This window comes from Streptomyces sp. NPDC040610 (assembly GCF_055594065.1).
The window spans coordinates 65,780-82,285 of record NZ_JBVIXA010000009.1 but is presented as its reverse complement, the minus strand read 5'-3'; the positions used below and the strand labels follow the sequence as shown (position 1 = coordinate 82,285).

The following is a 16,506-nucleotide window of genomic DNA, read 5'->3' as shown; positions in this document are numbered from 1 at the left end:
TCGGGTCCCGGTGCCGCCCCCGGCACGGCACCGGGACCCCGTTCCCGCCCCCGCGCAGGTCAGGAACCGCCCGACGCCTCGGGAGGCTTCGGGCCGCCAGTACCGCCAGTACCGCCAGTACCGCCCGGCCTCCTGCCGCCGGAGCCGCCGGAGCCGCCGGAGCCGCCGGAGCCGCCTGCGCCACTGCCACCGGAGCCGCCGGAACCGCCCGTGCCGCTGCCGCCGGAGCCCCCCGCGGGCAGCGCCACCACCCGCCGTCCCATCCGCGGCCGCACCACCCGCAGCCACAGCAGCACCAGCAGCGCCGCGACCGCCGCGAACGGCAGGGCCGCCGCCAGGGCGACCGCCAGCCACCCCAGCATCGTCACGAACGCGCCCCAACCGCCGGACAGCGCGCCCGTGAACGTCGGGTCGTCGTCGTCCTTGCCGTCCGCACCGGAGTCCGGCGACTCGGTGAGCGTGAGCGTGATGGTGGCCATCGTTGTGCGGTCCTTCAGCGAGGACTGCCGTGCGAGCAGTGCCTCCAGGTCCGCCTGGCGGCTGCTCAACTCGCCCTCCAGCGAGACGATGTCGCTGATCTTCGTGGCCTTGTCCATCAGCGTCCGCACCCGTGCCACGCTTGCCCGCTGCGTCCTGATCCGGCTCTCGACGTCCACGACCTCCTCGGTGACGTCCTCGGCCTTGGCGTTGCGGCTGATCAGCTTCCCCGTGCCCGCGAGGTCGGAGAGGACCTGCTGGTAGCGGTCCTGCGGGACGCGGAGCACGACGCGGGAACGGTCGTGGCCGCGCCCGTCGCGGTCCGTGGACTCGTCGCCGACGAGCCCGCCCGCGCCCTCGGCCGCCGTCCGCGCCCGCTCCAGGGCCCGCGGCACGTCCTTGACGCGCACGGTCAGCGAGGCGGTGCGGATGATGTGGGTGTCGGCGCGCCGCAGCGGACCGGACGGGTTCCGGGCGTCGCCGCGCTTCTTCCCGCTCCCGGCACGGTCGCCGCCCGCCTCGGCGTCGCCCCGCGCCCCGCTCTCGTCGGTCAGGGCGGCACTGCCGTCGCCGGGCCCCTGGCTGGCCTGCGCAGCCGCGGCCCGGTCGCCGCCGGAGTCGCTGCCCTTGGCGTCGTCGTTGTCACCGCCCGCGCCGCACCCCGCGAGCGCGAGCGTCACCGCGAGGAGCACCGCGGCGAGCCCGGTGAGCGGGCCCCGCCGCACCGCGCGCCCGCGCCCCGCCCGCCCGGGAGGCGTCGGCGCACCCGGAAGCGGCGGCCCATCGGCGGGCGCGGGCCCACCGCCCGTACCGGATGACCCTGACGTGCTGGACGTGTACATCGACATACCCCCGAGGTCGTGGTGAGTGTGCTCCTACGACGCCGGGACCGGTCACGGCGTTCGGTCCGGGTGGTCCCGATGAGGTTCCGGCGCGGTCACGGACGGGACTCGTCCGCAAGAGTGCGCGGGGGCACGGAGCGGGGGCGAGGGGGTGCCCGGGCCCCAGGCCGTGCGGGCGCCTGGGCCGGAGGGGTGTGCGGCGCCGGGGTCGGAGGGGTGCGTGGGCCACCGGCCCGGAAGGGGGTGCGGGCTCCCGGTCCGGAAGGGCGGGTGGGCACCGGGGTTCGGATGGGCATGCGGGTGCCGATCCGGAAGGCGGCGCGGGCCCCCGGCCAGGAAGGGCGCAGGTGCCCGAAAGCGGTTCTGATCGGCTCTGAGAGAGTGGGGGTATGTGCGCAGCGGACACACGGGCCAGCAACAGGACGAGTCAGGATTCCTCCGCCCCCGGCGGCCCGCCGGGCGGCCTCGGGCACGTCGTCGTCATCGGTGGTGGCATCGCGGGGCTCGCCGCCGCACACCGGCTTCTGGACGCCGGAGCGCGTGTCACCGTCCTGGAGGCGTCCGACCGGCTCGGCGGCAAGCTGCGGGCGGGTGAGATCGCGGGCGTGCGCGTCGACCTCGGTGCCGAGTCGATGCTGGCCCGCAGGCCGGAGGCGGTGGGCCTGGCCCGCGAGGTCGGCCTCGGTCAACGGTTGCAGCCACCGGCGACGGCGAGCGCCGCGATCTGGACCCGCGGGGTGCTGCGCCCCATGCCCAAGGGCCACGTCATGGGCGTGCCCGGGGACGCCTCCGCCGTCGCCGGGGTGCTCTCCGACGAGGGCCTGCGCCGCATCGAGCGGGACCGCGAACTGCCGCCCACCGAGGTCGGCGAGGACGTCGCGGTCGGGGAGTACGTCGCCGGGCGGGTCGGCCGCGAGGTCGTGGACCGGCTGGTGGAGCCGCTGCTCGGCGGGGTGTACGCCGGGGACGCGTACCGCATCTCGATGCGCTCCGCCGTCCCGCAGCTCTTCGAGGCCGCCCGCACCCACACCTCCCTCACCGAGGGCGTCCGCGACCTCCAGGCGCGGGCCGCCGGGAACCAGCAGACCGGCCCCGTCTTCATGGGCATCGACGGCGGCGTCGGCCAACTGCCGCTCGCCGTCGCGGAGTCGGTGCGGGCGCGCGGCGGCGAGATCCTGCTGGGCTGCGCGGCGCACGGCCTGCGCCGGGTCGAGGACGGCTGGGAGGTGTACGTCGAGGACTGGGACCTGGAGGCCGACGCCGTCGTCCTCGCCGTGCCCGCCCCGCACGCCGCCCGCCTCCTGGAGCACGACGTCCCCGGGGCCGCGGCCGAGCTGCGCGCCGTCGAGTACGCCTCCATGGCGCTGATCACCCTCGCCTACCGCCGGGCCGACGTGGGCGCGCTGCCCGCCGGGAGCGGGTTCCTGGTGCCGCCCGTGGACGGGCGGACGATCAAGGCGTCGACGTTCGCGAGCCAGAAGTGGGGGTGGATCGCGGAGCAGGACCCGGAGCTGTTCGTGCTGCGCACGTCCGTGGGGCGCCACGGCGACGAGAAGGACCTGGGCCGCCCGGACGACGAGCTGATCGGCGTCTCGCGGTCGGACCTGCGCGCGGCCACCGGCCTCGACGCGGCGCCCGTCGCCTCGGCCGTCACGCGCTGGGACAGCGGACTGCCGCAGTACCCCGTCGGCCACCACGCGCGCGTGGCCCGTGTCCGCGAGCACGTGGGCCGGGTGCCGGGCCTCGTGGTCTGCGGGGCGGCGTACGACGGAGTGGGCATCCCCGCCTGTATCGCGAGCGCGAACGCGGCCGTCGACCAGCTGACCGGGGACCTTTCCGGGGTGCGGGAGCTCACCGCCAACCCGGTGCAGAGCCTGCACGGCGGCGCGGGAGAATAGCCGCATGAGTGACGACGCCCCCGCCAAGATCCCGAACGCCGGCAAGAAGGCCAAGGACCTCAACGAGGTCATCCGCTACACCCTGTGGTCCGTCTTCAAGCTGCGCGACGTCCTGCCCGAGAGCCGCCTCGGGTACGCGGACGAGGTCCAGGAGCTGTTCGACAAGCTCGCGGCCCGTGACATCACCGTCCGCGGCACCTACGACGTCTCCGGCCTGCGCGCCGACGCCGACGTCATGATCTGGTGGCACGCGGAGACCGCCGACGAGCTCCAGGAGGCGTACAACCTCTTCCGGCGCACCAAGCTCGGCCGCGCCCTGGAGCCGGTCTGGTCGAACATGGCGCTGCACCGCCCCGCCGAGTTCAACAAGTCGCACATCCCGGCGTTCCTGGCCGACGAGACGCCCCGCAACTATGTGAGCGTCTACCCCTTCGTGCGCTCCTACGACTGGTACCTGCTGCCCGACGAGGACCGTCGCCGCATGCTCAAGGACCACGGCATGATGGCCCGCGGCTACCCCGACGTGCGCGCCAACACGGTCGCCTCGTTCTCCCTCGGCGACTACGAATGGCTGCTGGCCTTCGAGGCCGACGAGCTGTACCGCATCGTCGACCTCATGCGGCACCTGCGCGCCTCCGAGGCCCGCATGCACGTCCGCGAGGAGGTGCCGTTCTTCACCGGCCGCCGCAAGTCCGTGGCGGACCTCGTGGCGGGCCTCGCCTGAGCCGAAATTCGGTTGCCGCGCCCGCCCCGCGGGGGTTTCATCGAGAGGTCGAACCTCTGGCCGAGAGGACCGACCTCCTCAGCCGAACCCCCAGACGGAAAGCCGGTGTTGTATGCCCAGGGCCCTGCGGAATCTCTCGAGTTCACCCCATTCCGCATCGCTCAGGAGTCCTCTCTCCCATGTCACGCAACACCTCCCGGCGGGCGCGCACTGAAGCACGCGCCCAGTCCTTCCGCTGCCTGCACTGCGGCCTCGACGTACCGATGACCGCACCCGGCACCGACCACCGCAACCACTGCCCCACCTGCCTGTGGAGCCGTCACCTCGACGACACTCCCGGCGACCGGGCGGCGGACTGCGGAGCCCGGATGGAACCCCTCGCCATCTCCGTACGAGGAGACGGCGAGTGGATCCTCGTCCACCGCTGCACCCACTGCGGCGTCCTGCACGCCAACCGCACTGCGGGCGATGACAACGCCCTGCCGCTGACGCGTCTCGCGGTGCGCCCGCTGGCCCAGCCACCGTTCCCGCTGGAGCGGCTCGGCGCGCTCTGACGTCTAGAGCGGCTTGGGGAGGCCCGCCGCCCGCGCCGCGGACAGCGGCTTCGGCTCCGGGTGCGGCGCGCACGACGCGCGTCGCACCGGGAGCTCGCCCTCCAGGAGATACGCGTCCACGTGGCCGTTGACGCAGGGGTTCGGGCCGCCCGCGATGCCGTGCGTGCCCGCGTCCTTCTCGGTCACGAGGACCGAGCCCGCGAGCCGGTGGTGCAGCTCCAGAGCGCCCTCGTACGGCGTCGCCGCGTCCCGCTCGGCGGCCAGGATCAGGGTCGGCGGCAGGGCGCCCGCGGCGGTGCGCACGTCGAGGGCCTGCTGGCGCGGCGCGGGCCAGTAGGCGCACGGCAGGTTCATCCAGGCGTTGTCCCAGGTCTCGAACGGCGCGAGGCGCGCGAGGGCGGAGTTGTCGCGGTCCCAGGTGGGGAAGTCGGTGGGCCAGGCGGCGTCGTTGCACTCGACGGCCGTGTAGACGGCGTTGCCGTTCTCGTCCTCGGCGGCCGCCGCCGGGTGCGGCGCGGCCTGGTCGATCAGCGGCTTCGGGTTGCCCTTCAGATACTGCGACAGGGCCGTCGCCCGCATCGGCCAGTAGTCGTCGTAGTACGCGGCCCGCAGGAACGCCGCCCGCAGCTGCGAGGAGCCGACCTTGCCGCCCGCGGGCTTGTGCGTCAGCTCGGCGCGGACCGTCTCGTAGGAGCGCTGCACCTCCTGCGCCGTCGTGCCCAGGCCGTACGTCTTGTGGTGCTTGGCGATCCAGGTGCGGAAGTCCGCCCAGCGCCGCTCGAAGGCGAAGGACTGGTCGAGGTTGTTGGCGTACCAGATCTGGTCCGGAGCCGGGTTGACCGCGGAGTCGAAGACCATGCGGCGCACGTGTCCGGGGAACAGCGTCGCGTAGACGGAGCCGATGTAGGTGCCGTACGAGGCGCCCATGAACGTCAGCTTCCGCTCGCCGAGGGCCGCGCGCAGCACATCCAGGTCGCGGGCGTTGTTCAGGGTCGTGTAGTGGCGCAGGTCCGGGCCCGCGTGCCGGGCGCAGCCGCGTGCGTACGCCTTCGCCTGCGCGATGCGCTCCGCCTTGTACGAGGCGTCGGGGTGCGTCGGCGAGTTGGTGGGCGCCTTGGTGAACTGCTTGGGGTCCTGGCAGGACAGCGGCGCGGAGCGGCCGACGCCGCGCGGCGCGTAGCCGACGAGGTCGTACGCCGCCGCGATGCGCCGCCACTCCGGCATCGGGCCGACCATCGGGAAGTACATCCCCGACGCGCCCGGGCCGCCCGGGTTGAAGACCAGCGCGCCCTGCCGCGACACCACGGCCCGGCCCGACTTCCCGGTGGCCTCGACGCGGCTGACGGTCAGCCGGATCTGCTTGCCGTCGGGCTGGGCGTAGTCGAGGGGGACGGTGACCGTGCCGCACTCCACGGACGGCGGCAGGTTCTCCGCCCGCGGGCAGGGGCCGAAGTCGATGCCGGTGGTCTGGGCGCGCTGGGCGGCGAGCGCGGTGCCGAGGGTCTCGGGGGAGGGGGTGGCGTTGGCGGGGGTGGCGGCGCTGCTCGCGGGGGCCGCGGCGAGGGCGGTCAGGACGAGGGAGCCGATGGTTCCGACGGTTCTGTACAGGGCGGCTGCTGCTGGTGCTCTCATCGCTGTTCTGTGTCCCTTTCGCGGCGCGGGCCCAAGTGACTGCGTAAATCGCAAAATCACAACAAAAGGGATATTCAGTTCGAAGAGTGGCAATGTCCAGCACCGGCCCGCGGGCGTCGCGAGTCGCGCCCCAATGGCCCCTCGGGGGCGGCGGGGCGGGGCCCTACGGCCGGGTCTCGCGGTACCCGTCGAGGTTCGGGTCCCGGTGCGAGAGCGCGGCGCGCAGGGCCGGGTCCTCCAGGGCCCGCAGACCGCGCACGGCCACCGACGTCAGGTCGTCCCGCGAGGGCAGCGCGCCGAGCAGCCGCCGCCCCGCCGGGGAAGCCCAGCGCGTGGTCGGCACCTCGAAGCGGGCGATGGCCAGACAGCTCACCGTGAGGAAGAACGGCAGCGCGAACCACACCGCGACCGGCAGCTCCCCCTCGCGCCCCTGGGCCGGAAGCAGCGCCGCGCACGCCCCGAGGACGACGACGGCGACCGCGGCCGCCCGCACCTGCCGCGCCGCGCCCGCGATCCCCGACCACATCCCGTCCGGCACCGCGAGGCCCGCCGCGACCAGCCGGTCCGCGAGCGCCCGCACCCCGTCCCCGGCCGCCGCGGCCCTGCGCACCGGCGCGATCCGCGACTGCCCGGCCGGACCGATCGCCCCGAGCACCGACCGCTCCAGGTCGTCCCCGGCCACCGGATCCACCACGGTCGCCCACCCCGTGTGCGCGAGCAGCAGCCGCCGCCCCCGCGCCATCGAGAGGAGCGCCACATCGACGACCCGCCCGGGCCCGCCCGACAGGAACGCCGCCTCGTACAGCGTCAGACGCCGCCCCTCGTGCGCCCCGCGCGCCTCACTGGCCGCGGCGCGCACCGCGGCCACGCAGAGCCGGCCGCAGGACAGCGCGGCGAGAGCACAGGCGAGGAGCAGCAGCGGGACCCAGAACATGCCGGTTTTCTATGTGAAGGAGGTGTGACGCCGCTACCGGTATTCCACGATGTGGACACCCGCCCCCGCGCCCCGCTGATCCGCCGCCCCGGCTGCCCCGCCGCCCCGGCTGCCCCGCCGCCCTGGTCGTCCCGCTGTCCCGCAGCCCCGCCACCCCGGTCCCGCCTCAGTCGCGCGCGCCGGGCGCGGGCCGCGAGACCGCGGGGGGCAGGGAGTACGTGGGCGTCGGGGACACCGGTACCGCCGGGGGCGGGGAGTCCTGGGGGCCCGGGGGCGCGGGGGAGCGGGCCGGGGGCTGGGGCGTGGACGTGGCGGCGTCGCGGGCCAGGCCGTCGAAGTCGACCAGGCCCGTCCCCTCCAGGACCTTGATGTGGTCGAGGACCGTGGTGTTCGCGTCGTCGGCGAGCGCCCGCACCTGCGAGTTGCGGGTGGTGGCGCGGACCTCCGCCACGAGCGCGAAGACCTTGCCGTGCGCGCGCCGCAGGATGTTCGCGAACTTCACGTCGTACGCCGTGCCGCGCTCCGCGCTCAGCTCCGCCAGCCAGCGCCGCTGCTGGCCGCTGGGCTGGCTGGGCAGTTCGAGCCGCAGCGCCGCCGCCACCTCGCGCACCCGCGCGTCCAGGAACGTGTGCCCCTCGACCAGGTGCTTGCCCGCGATGTGCACGGCCCGCGTGGTGCCGCGCTCCCCGGCCTGCTGGCCCGCGGGCAGCTCCCACAGGCCCGCGAGCCGCACCTTGGTGATGAAGTCCCGGTCGAGCGCGGACAGCGGTCCGTAGTCCGTCGACACGGTCTGCGAGGTGAGCGCGTCGAGGCCGGTGCCCGAGCGGTCCTCGTACGACCACACGGGATAGACCAGCGCGGCCAGCGTGGCCACGAGACCGGTGAGAACGAGACCGGTGCCGCTGATGATTCGGGAACGCATGCCGCCTCCTGTCGCGCCACCGCACGCTAGTGCGCGGCGCGGGGGAGGCGTTCCGCATACCGAACGGAGTACGTCAACGGCTGTACGAGGCCGGGAGATTCCGTTACGTCGCCGGGGCGGGGTCGGCGTCCACGCCCTCGTGGCCGGGGGCGGACCGCCGCGCCCTGCGCAGCGCGAGCCGGGCCGCCCGCGTCCGCAGCCAGCGGGTGAGGGGCCGCCCGTCGAGCGGCTTCGGCCCCGAGCGCTCCAGCCACCAGGCCGTCAGCTCGCCGCGCGCCGCCGCGTCCTCGGGCCGCCCGGCGAGCAGCAGGTGCTCGGCGAAGTCGAGGGCGTCCTGGCGGTAGCCGCCCGTCATGGGGCGGGTGCGGGCGTAGTCGAGGAACTCCGCGCGGTACGCGTCGCCGACGATCCACGGCAGCTCCGGCGCGACCTTCGCCACCACGTCCGCCCGCTTGGCGCCGAGCGCGCGGCTCTGCACCCGCAGCCGGGCCCCGTCGAAGCCCTCCGGCGCGGGGGTGCCCGCGACGAGGGCGGAGAGGAGGGCGGCCTGGGCGAGGGCCACGCGCTGGCGGGCTTGGGGCGTGGTGGGCTCGGTGGTCGGCTCGGGCTTGAAGGGTGTGGGGGACGTGGTGGGCGTGGGGCCGTCGGCCGGGTCCGGTGCCGGGGGCAGCGCCGACCTCGTGGCCGTGACCGTGGCCGTCGCCACCGTCTCCCGGATCGCCGCCAACTCCCGCTCCAGCTCGCCCTCCTCGGGGAAGTTCTCGTCCCGCTCCAGGAGCACGCCCGGCGGCCGGGTGCGCGCGGCGAGGTCGGCGAGGATGTCGAGGACGGGCCGCGGCACGGGGTGGGCGTGGCTGTCGTGCCACACGCCGTCCCGCTCGAAGCCGCCCGCCACATGGACGTACGCGATGGCCTCCACCGGCAGCTCGTCCAGGGCGCGGGCCGGGTCCTCGCCCCGGTTGACGTGGTTGGTGTGCAGATTGGCGACGTCGATGAGCAGCCGGACGCCGGTCCGCTCCACCAGCTCGTGGAGGAACTGCCCCTCCGTCATCTCCTCGCCGGGCCAGGAGATGAGGGCGGCGATGTTCTCGACGGCGAGCGGCACGGGCAGCGCGTCCTGGGCGATGCGGACGTTCTCGCACAGCACGGCGAGCGCGTCCCGGGTGCGCGGCACGGGCAGTAGGTGCCCCGCTTCGAGGTGTGGCGACGCGGTGAGGGCGCCTCCGGCCCGTACGAACGCGATGTGCTCGGTGACGAGCGGTGAGCCGAGTGCCTGCGCACGCTCCGCGAGGGCGGTGAGCCGGGCCTCGTCCGGGCGCTCGGCCCCGCCGAGGCCGAGCGAGACGCCGTGCGGCACGACCGTCACGCCGCGCTCGCGCAGCCGCAGCAGGGAGTCGGGCAGGTGGCCCGGGCACACGTTCTCGGCGACGGCCTCGACCCAGTCGATGCCGGGCATGCGCTCGACGGCGTCGGCGATCTCCGGACGCCATCCGATGCCGGTCCCCAGCTGAGCCATCGTGCCTCGTGCGGTCGTTCGTGTGGTCGTTCCTCGTGCAGTGGCGGCCTCGCCCGCCGCTGTCTCCTGTACCGCTCGTACCGTCGTCGTCCCCCGTGCGGTCATCGTCGTTCCCCCTCCTTGCCGCTGGTCCTCCCCGGTCGTTCACGTAGCCGTAGTCATGACCGCGCCAGACCTGGGTGAACCCTCTGATCAGGGGTTTCAGAGCTACATTTGAGGTTCGGGCCGATCGGTGTTGACGGTGCCCGGAGCGCCGGGGGAGGGCCGTGAGGTGCCGGAGACGTCGCCGGTGGGGGCTGCGGGGTCGGGCTGCGGGGGAGCGTTGCCGTCGGGCGGCGGGGGCCCGGTCGGGCTCGCGGTCGCCTTGCCCGCGGTGTCGTTCGCGATGGCGTCGAAGTCGACGTAGCCGGTGCCTTCGAGCATCGTGATGTGGTCGAGGACGGTCTGGTTGGCGTCGGACGCGAGCTGGCGCACCAGGGAGTTGCGGGTGGTGTCGCGCACCTGGGCGACGAGGCTGAAGACCTTGCCGTGCGCGACGCGCAGCCGGTTGGCGAACTTGCGCTGGTAGTCCTCGCCGGTCGCCGCGGTCAACTCCCGCAGCCAGCCCTGCTGCTGGTCTGTGGGCTGGTTCGGCAGCTCGACCCCGAGCTGCGAGGCGATGCCGCGCACCCGCTCGTCGAGGTCGGTGTGGCCGACGATCAGATGGTCGCCCGCCTCCTTGACGGCCTTGCTCGGTGCGCGCTCCACGGCCTGCTGTCCGGCGGGTATCTCCCAGAGCCCGGCGAGGCGCACCTTCACCAGGAAGTCCCGGTCGGTGGCGGACAGCGGGCCCCAACGGGTCGACACGCTCCCGGCGTTGAGGTTCGCCTCGCCCGTGCCCGAGCGGTCGGCGTAGGACCACACCGGGAAGGCGAGGGCGCCCACGGTGACGACGAGAGCCGCGATGATCAGGGCCGTGCCGTTGATACGCCCCATGTGCCTGATGCGCTGCAAAGTGCCTCCCGAGCCGCATCCCGGCCGGGGGCCGGGCCACTTGGTGGTACGGGAAGGTACGGGAGGGGCGGGGCCGGTGTTCAGCGACGTGAAGGTTCTGTGACGGGGGTCACGTGTCGGGGGTGCGTGGGCGGGTGGTGCGCGGCCTCGGCGTTGTCAGTGCCGTCGACTAGGGTCCGGAAGGACAGGGGCCGGGGCCGTGTGGAACGACCCGGTCCGGACACGATCGTCAACTCAACACCGCGGGGCGGCTCACGCGCGCACGGGGAACGTGTTCGGAGTGCGCGGGGGAGCCGTACCGGGCGGTGCACACGGGGAATTGGGAGGGGCCATGGCGCCTGCGGAGCCGATCGACCTGATCCGCCTGGAGGGCGAGGACAACAGCGTCGTCGTCAGGATCACCGGAAAGCGCCCCGCCCCGGGGCGCCCCGGAGTCGACGAACTCGTCGGCGAGATCCTCGTCGACACCGCCTTCGTCCGGGGGACGCTCGCCACGTCGGTGTCCCCGGAGGACCTCACTCAGTGGCGCGAGACCCTCGACGCCCTGGACGGCGGCGACGACACCACCTGGCGCGAGGGCGACCGCGCCCCCGAACTCCTCGTCGAACTCGACCCGGACGGCGAGCACGCCCACGTCACGATCACCGACCATGCGATGTCCCGGACGACGGTCACGGCGACCGTCACGCTCACGGACGAGTGGTTCGACGAGGCGTACGACCGGTTGGACGCGACGCTGCGGGCGTGGCCGGTGGAGGGGGCGCTGCAAGGGTGACGGGACGGGCGGACGTCGAGTACTGGCGGGGCTACCTCGCCTCCTACAGCGCCGACATCCTGCGGGCGAACGGGAGCGACGCGTCGCGGGAGATCAGCGACGCTCAGCGGGCTGCCGGGTGGCTCGGGCAGGCGGGCGCGACCGAGGAGCAGCTGGCGGCCGCGGAGGAGCGGCTCGGTGTCCAACTGCCGCCCAGCTACCGCGCGTTCCTGGGCGCGTCCAACGGCTTCAGCCACCTGGGTCCGTTCATGTACGAGATGAGAACCACAGGAACGGTGGGCCTGCTGCGCGAGGCGGCTCCCTCGACCTGGGCGATCATCCGCAAGGGCGGACCCGAGGAAGCCGCCTACATGGACCGGGTGTTGCTGGTGTCGGACTTCGGCGACGCTCAGTTCTGGCTGCTCGACCCCGGTGACGTCTCGCCCGACGGGGAGTGGGCCGCCAACATCTGGGCCAGCTGGTACCCGGGCCTGCGTGAGCGTCGCCGCTCGTTCGCCGACCTCGTCGCCGACGAACGGCGGTCCTTCGAGCAGTTGCGGGACGACGCCTGACCCGGCCGGACGCGCCGGCTCACCCCGCGCGGAGCCGGGCTCAGGCCTGCCGCAGCGCCGGGTGGTCCGCCACCACCGTGCAGGAGCCGGGGGCGATCTCCGTGAAGCCCGCGTCGCGGACCACGGGGAGGCCGCTCGTGGTCAGTCCGGGCCAGCGGGACGCGGGGGCGGTGCGGACGGACAGGGGGAAGCCCGCCTCGCGCCAGGCCGTGCGGTCCGCGGCGGAGAGGTCCCACCAGGCCAGCTGGGCGCCGTGGCCCGCCTGGGCCATCGCCTTGCCCGCCGACATGGTGATGTCGGGGTTCAGCCAGAGCACGGGGGTGGACGGGTCGGGGTCCCGCGGGGGCTCCGGGTCGTCCAGGTCCGTGCCGGAGACCTGGAGGCGGGCCAGGTCCTTGGGCCAGCCGTCCAACGGCACCGGCGGATACACGCGCACCTCGGCCGACTTGCCCGTCACCGTGATGCCGGGCAGCGCCTCCGCCCGCCGCCACTCCGCGCCGCGCGCCCTGCGCACCACCTTGCGGATGCGGGCGTCCTGCCAGTCCCGCATCGCCCGCGCCCACTCCCCCTCGCCGAGCGCCCGCTCGTCGCTGAGGATCGTCAGGACCGCCCGGGCCGCCGTCTCCAGCGCGTCCGTACGGGCCGGGGGCGCGGCCCGCTCGATCCGGGCCACCAGGGGCAGCACGAACTGCGGGGCCTCGTCGCGCGGCGTGCGTTCGACGCGGAAGGGGCCGGCCGGAGCGGAGTCCCCGGCGGCGGGGGTGCCCTGGGAGCCCTGCGGGTCTTGGGGGCCCTGCGGGTCTTGGGAACCCCGCGAGTTCTGGGAACCCCGCGAGTCCTGGAAAGCCTGCGTGTCCGGGGAGTCGTCGGGGCGGGGCGCGTTGCTGGTCACCCGTCCAGTCTGCCAGGGCGGTGATCGCGGCCCCGGCGCGGTCCCGCGGCCCCCAGAGCCCTCGCCCGCGGCCGTGCGCGAGGATGAGGCGCATGACGAGCGACCCCCTGGTGCGCCTCGACGCCGTCGGCCGCCGCTACGGACTCCGCGGCCCGTGGGTGCTCCGGGACGTCCGCCTCGACGTGCGGGCCGGCACCCTGGTCCGGGTCCAGGGCGGGAACGGCACCGGCAAGTCCACGCTCCTGCGGCTGCTCGCCCGTATCGACGCCCCCTCCACGGGCCGCGTCACCGGCCGCCCCCGTACCGCCTACGTCCCCGAACGCTTCCCCGCCGCCCTGCCGTTCACCGCACGCGGCTACCTCACCCACATGGGCCGCGTCCACGGCCTCTCCGGGAACACGGCGGCCCGGCGGGCGCGGGAGTGGCTGGAGCGGTTCGGGGCGGGACACCACGCGGACGCACCGCTGTCCGAGCTGTCCAAGGGCAGCAGCCAGAAGGTCGCCGTCGCCCAGGCGCTGCTCGCCGGGCCCGAGTTGCTCGTCCTCGACGAGGCGTGGACCGGCCTGGACACCGAGGCCCGCGACACCCTGGACCGCGCGGTCGCCGAGCACACGGCGGCCGGTGCGGCCGTCGTCCACGTCGACCACGACCCGCGACGCCTCGCGGGGCACGCCGACGAGACGTACGCGATCACGGGCACCGGCGTGAACCGGGTCACGGGGACGGGGAGTTCCGCGGGGACGGCGGCCGAGGCGACCGCCGGTCCCGTCGTCGTCATCGAGGCCCGCGGACCCCACGGGGCGCCGCCCCCGCTGCCCGTGACGGTGACCCGTGCCGACGGCACCGTCACCCCCGGCCCGGACGGCACCACCCGCCTGGTCGTCGCCGCGGCCCACTCCGACCTCGCCCTGCGCACACTCCTCGCGGCACGCCCGCCGTGGCACGTGGTGTCGGTGAACCGGGGGAGGGCGCCCGGCCCGGCGGGGGAGAGCGCGGAGGCCGGGGGCGCGGACGTGGACGAGGGCGGGCGTGGTGACGTACCGGGTGATCGGGGCGTACCGGGTGCTCGGAGCGCACCGGCCGACCGGCCCGACGGCCGAGCCGCAGCCGAGCACCAGAACCGGGACGAGAACCGGCACCAGAACAGGGACCAGGACCGGCACCAGCGCCGCCACGACGACGAGGACGCACACCGGTGATCGCCCTGCTGCGCTATCAGACCGCCCTCCTCCTGCGCTCCCAGCGCTGGCTCGCGCCGGTCGTCCTGTACGCGGCGTTCCTCGCCGTCGGCGTACAGGGCGGGCAGCCCGTGCTCGACTCGCTCGCGTACGCGGCCGCCGCGCTGCTGCCCGTCGCCGCCTGGCTGGTGCGGATCTGCGTCACCAACGAACCGCCCGCGGCCCGCGACTGCGCCGCGGCGGCGGGAGGCACCCGGCGGGCGCACCTCGCCTGTGTGCTCACCGCCTTCCTCACCACGGCCGTGCTCGGCACGGCGGCCGTCGCGGCGGTCGCCGTCATGAGCGACGCGGCGAGCACCGACCACCAGACGGCGGTGGCGCGGGGTCCCGCGGCCGGGGCGGGGCTGCTCGCGATGCTCGTCAGCGCGCTGCTCGGCACGGCCGTCGGCGCCCTCACCAGCCGACCGCTGCTGCGCTCGCCAGGACGGGCCGTTCCGGCGCTCCTGTCCGGCGTGCTCATCGCCCTGGTGACGGCGGGCTCACCGGCCAGGACGGCGCTGACGGAGCTGGTCGGCGGCTCGCGGGACGGGGTGGTCCCGGTGCCGGTGGGGGCGTTCGCGGGGGCGCTGGCCGCGGCGGCGGTCGCGGTGGGGGTGGCGTGCGGGGTCTGCTCGCGGCGGGGGTGAGGCCCGGCCGCGGCAGGCCCGGACGACCGCCCCGCTCAGCCCGAGCAGGCCGTCCGCTGGGCCTCCTGCCACTCGCAGACCGGGCACAGGGTGCTGCCGCGGTGGGACTCCGGGTACTCCGTGGGCTTCCGGCACAGCACGCACTCCGCGAACGGTGGGCCCTCCGCCGGGAGGGGGCCGGTCGCGGGGGCCTGGGCGCAGTACTCGTCCTCGTCCGCCATGGTGGCGAGCCTAGGTTCTGCCCGGTGGGCCGGGCGACAGCCCCCCCGGGACACGACAGCCCCCGGACCCGACAAGCTCCCGCCGGACAGCCTCCAGGTGCCGCGTCGGCGAAGGCTCATGAGTCGGACGCGTCAGCGGCGGCCCAGGAGACGGGTACGTCCGGCGCGGCCGCTGAGACGAGCGCGTCAGCCGAGGCCCATGAGACGCAGGAGCGTCTCCCGTGTGGTCAGGCCGGCATGCGAGCCGGTCTTCTCGCCCTGGTCGAAGGCCATCGCCATCGGCACGGACCGGACGCTGTACCGACGCACTGTCCCGGGGCAGTCGTCGATGTCGACCGAGACGACCTTGATCTTGGTCCGGAAGTCCTCCGCGATCTTCTCCGCGACCGGGGCCATCTGCTTGCACGGCCCGTTCCACGAGGCGCGGAACACCACAAGGACCGGCACGGGGGCCATGAGGACATCCCCGGGGAAGTCGGCATCCGTCGCGACGGCCTTCACGAACTGGTTGTCTGCCATGGGGCTCTCCCCGGTCTCGGCCGCGCACGCCGCATCGGACAGCGCTTCACGCTAGTGCCGCCGCCGACGGTCCAGGAAGAGCGCTGTCAGGCCAGGGAGACGCCCTCGGACAGGGCCTAGCCCCGCGCGGCCCCGATCTGCTCGGAGACCCGGACGAAGCGGAACCCGCGCTCGCGCAGCTTCGGGACGATCGTGCGCAGGGCGCGCTCCGTCGCGGGGGCGGCGCTGCGGGTGCAGTGCAGGACGACGACCGAGCCGGGCCGCACCCCGTCGAGCACCTGCCGGGCCACCGCGTCGGGGTCCGTGGCGAACGCGTCGCCGCCCACCACGTCCCACTGCACGGCGGTGACCCCGGCCGGGGCGAGCGCGCGCAGCGCCCGCTGGTCGTAACAGCCGCCCGGGAAACGGAAGTACGGCACCGGGCGCTCGACGCCCGCCCTGCGGAAGGCGGTGAACGCGCGCTCCACGTCGGCGCGCATGCGGTGCGGGGCGACGGTGGGCAGGCCGTAGCAGTCGGGGGTGAAGGAGTAGTGGCTGTACGAGTGGTTGGCGACCTCGAAGAGGGGGTCGCGGCCGATGGCCTTGGCCTGCGCCGGGTACTCCTCGGCCCACCGGCCCGTCATGAAGAACGTCGACGGGACCTCGAGGCGGCGCAGGGTGCCGACCAGGGCCGGGTTGTCGAAGCGCTCGCCCGCCCGGGCGCGGGGGCCCTGACCGGCCGTCATGTCGGCGTCGAAGGTGAGGGCGACGGTGGGGGACCCCTGCCGGGCGCGGGGGGCGTTCCTGAAGACCGGGGTGAGGCCCTGGGGGCCGGGGGCGAGGGTGGGCGGGGCGGCCTTCTCTGCGGGGGCGGTGTGGCGGGGAGCGGGCTTGCTGGGGCGTGGGGCGGGCGCGGCGCAGGCGCTGAGGGCGGTCAGTGCGGCGGCGGTGAGGGCGGCCAGGGAGACGCGGGCGGCCCGCTGCTGTGCGCGAGTGATCATGCCGCGAAGATAACTGTGCAAATAGGATTAATCGGGTAGGTGGGGCCTGGTTCGCGAGGCCGTGCCGGGCTGTGCCGGGCCGGGCCGTGCCGGGCTCGCGGGAGACGACGCGCGCTCGGCTCGTGATCGCAGGAGAGGGCGTGCCCCCTGCCCGCCTCCCTCGCGTTCGCCGGGGAAGTCCGGGTTTGCCAGGGGGCGGTCGCTGTGTAATC

The 16,506-nt window shown here is 74.8% G+C and carries 16 protein-coding genes and 1 pseudogene; 7 read left to right on the top strand and 10 right to left on the bottom strand.

Going from position 1 to position 16,506, the window contains the following annotated elements:
• Positions 1–59: 59 nt before the first annotated feature.
• Complete coding sequence (locus ACZ6AA_RS28235; protein ID WP_471460699.1) at positions 60–1,202, bottom strand: DUF4349 domain-containing protein; 1,143 nt, start codon at positions 1,200–1,202, stop codon at positions 60–62.
• 506 nt (positions 1,203–1,708) lie between these two features.
• Here ACZ6AA_RS28235 and hemG point away from each other — a divergent pair.
• The 3 genes from hemG to ACZ6AA_RS28220 all read left to right on the top strand — a co-directional run bounded on the left by hemG (position 1,709) and on the right by ACZ6AA_RS28220 (position 4,495).
• Positions 1,709–3,217, top strand: coding sequence for a protoporphyrinogen oxidase (gene hemG / locus ACZ6AA_RS28230; protein ID WP_471460698.1), 1,509 nt, complete (start codon positions 1,709–1,711; stop codon positions 3,215–3,217).
• A 4-nt stretch (positions 3,218–3,221) separates the two neighbouring features.
• Entirely contained in the window at positions 3,222–3,941 is a 720-nt protein-coding gene (gene hemQ, locus ACZ6AA_RS28225; protein WP_385708860.1) for a hydrogen peroxide-dependent heme synthase, read from the top strand.
• A gap of 179 nt (positions 3,942–4,120) precedes the next feature.
• The gene (locus ACZ6AA_RS28220; RefSeq protein WP_471460697.1) at positions 4,121–4,495 is read left to right on the top strand and encodes an RNHCP domain-containing protein; all 375 of its coding nucleotides are present in this window, start codon (positions 4,121–4,123) and stop codon (positions 4,493–4,495) included.
• Between the two features lie 3 nt (positions 4,496–4,498).
• Here the strand turns inward: ACZ6AA_RS28220 and ACZ6AA_RS28215 are convergent, their stop codons facing one another.
• The 5 genes from ACZ6AA_RS28215 to ACZ6AA_RS28195 all read right to left on the bottom strand — a co-directional run bounded on the left by ACZ6AA_RS28215 (position 4,499) and on the right by ACZ6AA_RS28195 (position 10,474).
• Positions 4,499–6,127, bottom strand: coding sequence for an alpha/beta hydrolase (locus tag ACZ6AA_RS28215; RefSeq protein ID WP_468455978.1), 1,629 nt, complete (start codon positions 6,125–6,127; stop codon positions 4,499–4,501).
• Positions 6,128–6,290: 163 nt separating this feature from the next.
• Positions 6,291–7,061: a TIGR04222 domain-containing membrane protein gene (locus ACZ6AA_RS28210; protein WP_468481124.1), complete on the bottom strand. Its 771-nt coding sequence runs from the start codon at positions 7,059–7,061 to the stop codon at positions 6,291–6,293.
• Positions 7,062–7,227: 166 nt separating this feature from the next.
• Positions 7,228–7,983: a DUF4142 domain-containing protein gene (locus tag ACZ6AA_RS28205; protein WP_468481123.1), complete on the bottom strand. Its 756-nt coding sequence runs from the start codon at positions 7,981–7,983 to the stop codon at positions 7,228–7,230.
• A 103-nt stretch (positions 7,984–8,086) separates the two neighbouring features.
• Complete coding sequence (locus tag ACZ6AA_RS28200) at positions 8,087–9,499, bottom strand: MbnB/TglH/ChrH family RiPP precursor modification enzyme (protein WP_471460696.1); 1,413 nt, start codon at positions 9,497–9,499, stop codon at positions 8,087–8,089.
• A 207-nt stretch (positions 9,500–9,706) separates the two neighbouring features.
• Complete coding sequence (locus tag ACZ6AA_RS28195; RefSeq protein ID WP_468455970.1) at positions 9,707–10,474, bottom strand: DUF4142 domain-containing protein; 768 nt, start codon at positions 10,472–10,474, stop codon at positions 9,707–9,709.
• Between the two features lie 349 nt (positions 10,475–10,823).
• On the opposite strand from ACZ6AA_RS28195, the gene ACZ6AA_RS28190 reads away from it, so the two are divergent.
• Both ACZ6AA_RS28190 and ACZ6AA_RS28185 read left to right on the top strand, forming a co-directional pair.
• Positions 10,824–11,267, top strand: coding sequence for a DUF5959 family protein (locus ACZ6AA_RS28190; RefSeq protein WP_471460695.1), 444 nt, complete (start codon positions 10,824–10,826; stop codon positions 11,265–11,267).
• A complete protein-coding gene (locus tag ACZ6AA_RS28185) occupies positions 11,264–11,818 on the top strand; it encodes an SMI1/KNR4 family protein (protein ID WP_471460694.1) in 555 nt (184 codons plus the stop codon). Before ACZ6AA_RS28190 ends, ACZ6AA_RS28185 begins: the two co-directional genes overlap by 4 nt.
• Before the next feature lie 40 nt (positions 11,819–11,858).
• Here ACZ6AA_RS28185 and ACZ6AA_RS28180 read toward each other — a convergent pair whose 3' ends face one another.
• On the bottom strand, positions 11,859–12,710 hold the full coding sequence (locus ACZ6AA_RS28180; protein WP_468455964.1) for a peptidyl-tRNA hydrolase: 852 nt from the start codon (positions 12,708–12,710) through the stop codon (positions 11,859–11,861).
• A 92-nt stretch (positions 12,711–12,802) separates the two neighbouring features.
• Here ACZ6AA_RS28180 and ACZ6AA_RS28175 point away from each other — a divergent pair.
• Together ACZ6AA_RS28175 and ACZ6AA_RS28170 are read left to right on the top strand one after the other, a co-directional pair.
• A pseudogene (locus ACZ6AA_RS28175) lies at positions 12,803–13,690 on the top strand (ABC transporter ATP-binding protein); the annotation flags it as partial.
• Between the two features lie 215 nt (positions 13,691–13,905).
• Positions 13,906–14,574, top strand: coding sequence for an ABC transporter (locus tag ACZ6AA_RS28170; protein ID WP_471460693.1), 669 nt, complete (start codon positions 13,906–13,908; stop codon positions 14,572–14,574).
• 35 nt (positions 14,575–14,609) lie between these two features.
• On the opposite strand, the gene ACZ6AA_RS28165 is transcribed toward ACZ6AA_RS28170, so the two are convergent.
• From ACZ6AA_RS28165 to ACZ6AA_RS28155, 3 genes are all read right to left on the bottom strand, one after another.
• Complete coding sequence (locus ACZ6AA_RS28165; protein ID WP_468455958.1) at positions 14,610–14,795, bottom strand: hypothetical protein; 186 nt, start codon at positions 14,793–14,795, stop codon at positions 14,610–14,612.
• Positions 14,796–14,981: 186 nt separating this feature from the next.
• The gene (locus tag ACZ6AA_RS28160; RefSeq protein WP_471460692.1) at positions 14,982–15,314 is read right to left on the bottom strand and encodes a thioredoxin family protein; all 333 of its coding nucleotides are present in this window, start codon (positions 15,312–15,314) and stop codon (positions 14,982–14,984) included.
• Positions 15,315–15,430: 116 nt separating this feature from the next.
• Entirely contained in the window at positions 15,431–16,294 is an 864-nt protein-coding gene (locus ACZ6AA_RS28155) for a polysaccharide deacetylase family protein (protein ID WP_471460691.1), read from the bottom strand.
• Positions 16,295–16,506 lie beyond the last annotated feature (212 nt).